Here is a 1,462-nt window from a genome sequence, read left to right as displayed (position 1 = left end):
AGTATATATATCCTCTAATTTAGAATTAACATTTTAGCGTCATGCATTTAAAAAGCCTGGCGCTTTTACTTTCTATTAGTGAAAAGATATCTTGTCACTTTATATCACTCTGTAATCATTGTTACCCACTTATCAAGCCATTCCGTTAAACCGTCAAGCATGGGAGATTTGTTATAGATAGCAAGCACCCCTTTCATTTTGTGCCCTAAAAGCTTCTCAGTAAACTGCAGTGGACAACCTGCATCTGTTAAGTGAGTTGATAAGGTTCGTCTAAAATCGTGCATTCTGAATGGCCTAACGCCCTCAATTTCTTCATAGCATGTATTAGCTATTGTGCTTACACTTGAACCACTCGCTGGCTTATCCCCTCCACGATTATGAAACATGTGGATGAAGCCAGGACTAAGATCTTTAAGATACTTAAGGTCATTAATCAAAACATCAGGAATAGGCCTAACTATTGACTGTGTTTTTCCTTTGGTATTTTCACGCCTAACGGTGAATAACTTCTCTTCTAAATCAAAATCAGTTTTATGTGCTGTATACAGTTCACTAATACGGCAACCAAATATCATAGCGCATTTAAGGATAACTTTGTTTCTATCAGTAAGAGCAAGGTTGTCAATATTAGACCAAATAAGTCGGCACTCATTTATTGTTAAGAAGTGCTCTCTTGGTTGGTAATCATTCGCAAAGTCACCAGGACGCAATGCCTCAAATTCAGCATTCGTTATATAAGCTTGTCTCAAACAAAAACGCAAAGCTGAACGCAGCTCAATGATAGAGTTGAAAGCAAAACCATCGCCACGGCCAGCAGCAATACTATCGGTATTCATTTGCTTAAACAGAACAGAAAAATGATGCTTACTAATTTCAGCAACGTATTGGTTGCGCCAATCATCATTAATACAAGAAACGATACGGTTATAAATTTCTTGTGGACGATCACGCATGTTGACGCAGTATTGTGCGTACCAAAAGTTAATTGCGTCAATTAAGGTAGGGTTTTCTGTTTCAACAACGCTGACATTATTTACCGCTTTCATGTTCCGCGGATCTAACTCTTTTCTAACCTGAGTCATTTGACGTTCGCATTCCTCTCTTGCATTCGCCAAGCTCATTTCAGGGTATGTGCCTATCTTATAACGCGCAGGCTTACCTTTTAGCCTGTATCTAATCTGAAATGTGATCTTTCCTTTTGGTGAAATACGCAGTGACAGATTATCACCATCAGATACTTCAGGCTTTCCGCTATAAGGTTTTCCACTTATGCTTTTAAGTTTTGCAGCTGTTATTTTCATTATGCTCACGCTCTAACTGTGTACCAAATGTGTACCAAATTTGCCGTCTAAAATTTATGGTACACAGCTTGGTACGCGCTTGCCAAGCATAACAGTTCTTTTTAGTCGTTAGTAGTGCGGATTAAAGATGGTTAAAACCGATGTAAGATATTGAATTTAAT

Annotated in this window: 1 protein-coding gene; it reads right to left on the bottom strand. The window is 38.2% G+C overall.

Going from position 1 to position 1,462, the window contains the following annotated elements; translation table 11 throughout:
• Positions 1-104: 104 nt before the first annotated feature.
• Entirely contained in the window at positions 105-1,301 is a 1,197-nt protein-coding gene (locus L1D46_RS20615) for an integrase family protein (RefSeq protein WP_239978167.1), read from the bottom strand.
• Between the last annotated feature and the right edge of the window lie 161 nt (positions 1,302-1,462).

This window comes from Pseudoalteromonas sp. Isolate3, from assembly GCF_022398505.1.
Lineage (GTDB): Bacteria > Pseudomonadota > Gammaproteobacteria > Enterobacterales > Alteromonadaceae > Pseudoalteromonas > Pseudoalteromonas apostichopi.
Note: the sequence above shows the minus strand (reverse complement) of the source record. Positions and strands in the feature narration are given on the sequence as shown.

Bases quoted from the DNA above. Each gene is read 5' to 3' on its own strand.
- L1D46_RS20615 (WP_239978167.1), bottom strand. From the start codon at position 1,301: ATGAAAATAACAGCTGCAAAACTTAAAAGCATAAGTGGAAAACCTTAT.